Below are 2247 nucleotides of genomic sequence, written 5' to 3' on the forward strand. Positions count from 1 at the left end.
GCAGACCAGGGCGGGAGAGGGTATCTTCCTTACGCGTCCGGCAAACCGAAAGTCGGGGTCATGGCAACCACCTTTTCGGCGACCACCGAACCCGGGCCGACGTGCTGAACGCCGCTGACGATCACGCGCTCACCGTCCTTCAAACCTGAGGTGACGATGCGCTGGCCGTTGACCGCCCCGCCCAGAACCACTTCGCGATAGGCGACCTTGTGATCGGCGCCGACAACATAGACGAAGCGTTTGTTCTGGTCGGTCCCCAGCGCCAACTCGGACACCAATAATGCGGGCTTGGTTTGGGCAGATCCCAGATGCACCCGCACGAACTGGCCCGGGATCAACCGTCCATCAGCATTGCTGAACACGGCCCGGGCGCGCAAGGTGCCGCTACGGCCATCGAACTGGTTGTCGATCAACTGCAGATGGCCCTCGATCGGCGCCTCGCCATTGTCGGTCTCGACCGTGACGGGCACCTTGTCCAGGGCCTGGCCGCTCAGATCGGCCAGGGTGCGTTTGATCACCGCTTCATCGGCGTCAAAACTGGCATAGATCGGTGAGACCGACACCAGCGTCGTCAAAACCGGCGACTGCGGTCCGGCGCCGACCAGGTTGCCGGCCGTGACCTCGATCCGGCCGACCCGGCCCGAGACCGGCGCGCGGACCTGGGTGTAGCTCAAATTCAGACTGGCGCTTTGCAGTTGCGCCCGCGCAGCGGCCACCGAAGCCTCGGCGGCCTTGAGATCGTTGGTGCGGCTTTCGACGTCCGACTGGGCGATCGCGTGGTCGGCCCACAGTCGCTGGGCGCGGGCCTGTTCCGATGTAGCCAGGGTCAGCCGCGCCTGGGCAGCGGCAACATCGGCCTGGGCGCGGGCGACGTCGGCCTGATAGGGTGCGGGGTCGATGGTGACCAGCAGGTCGCCCTTGTTGACCAGAGTACCTTCCCGGAAGTGGACGGCCTTGATAGCGCCGGCGACGCGCGGGCGGATTTCGACTCGGTCGATGGCCTCCAGCCGGCCGGAGAAGTCGTCCCACTGGGCGACCTCCTGCAGCTTCACGACGGCAACGGAAACCGGGGTGGCAGGGGCGGGGTCTTGTGCCTGGGCGCGGTTGGCTGCGACCGTGCCGATACCGGCAGCGGTAATGAGAACGGCCGCCGCGGCGCTGGCGACGAGGATTTTGCGATAGCGGTCAAGTGACAGCGAAGAGATGACGGGATCGAACATAACGAATGTCCTTTGGGGAGAAAGGAGGGGGGCGGGACTTGCGGCAACGCGGCGAAGTCCCATTTAACTGCGGACCTGCATAAAATAGTGCGCTGCGTCATTTTGTAAACATATTTTTATGCGAAATCGCAAATAAATATGCACACGATAGTTTCTTGGGCAAAAATCGGGCGCGAAAACCCAACAATCTCTTTCTTGTCAGGAAAGGATCGGGCTCTGGCCAAGGACCTGGAACGGCGCTAAGGTGATGTTATATAAGACGGTGAGCGGTCGGAAACTGTCAGCAGGGCGTGCGTTCAGGAGTTAGGCGTACCATGGACGATCTGAAAATTCTGGAAGAGGGCGGCCTGGTCTGCGGCGGCGAAGGGCTGGATGTCCAGGCCTGCGGCATGGTCAAGCGTGGTCGTGGCCGGCCGCGTGCCTTCGATCCGGACACGGTCCTCGAAAAGGTGCTTGAGCTGTTCTGGGAGCGTGGCTTTGCCGCCACGTCGCTGGACGACATTGCCGCCGCCACGGGAGTCAGCCGCCCCAGCCTGGCCTCGGCCTTCGGCGACAAGGAGCAGCTCTATATCAAGTCGATCGAGCTCTACCGCCAACGCATCAACGAACAACTGGATACGGTCCTGACCTGCAAGGGCGACGGCTGCACCTTGCTAACGATTGTACGAAGCTATTTCGATGTCATGATCGACACCTATACCGGCCATTCCGAAAGCTGCCTGGGCTGCGCCTTCATGAGCACGGCGGTGAACGAAGCGCCGCGCCATGAATCGATCATGGACATGGTCCAGAACGCGATTGCCGGTTTCGACCAGCGCTTCGAGGAATTCTTCGCCGGCGCCAAACGCTATGGTCATCTGCGCCCGGAAGCCGACCCGAAGGTGTTGTCCCAGATGATGGTGGGTTTGACGGCGAACATCGGGATGCGCGCCCGTGCCGGCGCCAGTCGCGAGGAACTGCGCCAGATTATCGCCGATACTACGGCATATCTGTTCGCCTGAAACCAACTTATACCAACGGCGTTGGG

The 2247-nt window shown here is 62.1% G+C and carries 2 protein-coding genes; one reads left to right on the forward strand and one right to left on the reverse strand.

Translation table 11 applies throughout. The features are described 5' to 3' along the window. Nucleotides 1-29: 29 nt before the first annotated feature. On the reverse strand, nucleotides 30-1220 hold the full coding sequence (locus tag ABI_RS09600; protein ID WP_006272736.1) for an efflux RND transporter periplasmic adaptor subunit: 1191 nt from the start codon (nucleotides 1218-1220) through the stop codon (nucleotides 30-32). Between the two features lie 314 nt (nucleotides 1221-1534). Between ABI_RS09600 and ABI_RS09605 the strand changes: the two genes are divergently transcribed. Then, nucleotides 1535-2221: a TetR/AcrR family transcriptional regulator gene (locus tag ABI_RS09605; RefSeq protein ID WP_006272737.1), complete on the forward strand. Its 687-nt coding sequence runs from the start codon at nucleotides 1535-1537 to the stop codon at nucleotides 2219-2221. Nucleotides 2222-2247 lie beyond the last annotated feature (26 nt).

Origin of the sequence: Asticcacaulis biprosthecium C19 (genome assembly GCF_000204015.1) — a bacterium.
GTDB lineage: Bacteria > Pseudomonadota > Alphaproteobacteria > Caulobacterales > Caulobacteraceae > Asticcacaulis > Asticcacaulis biprosthecius.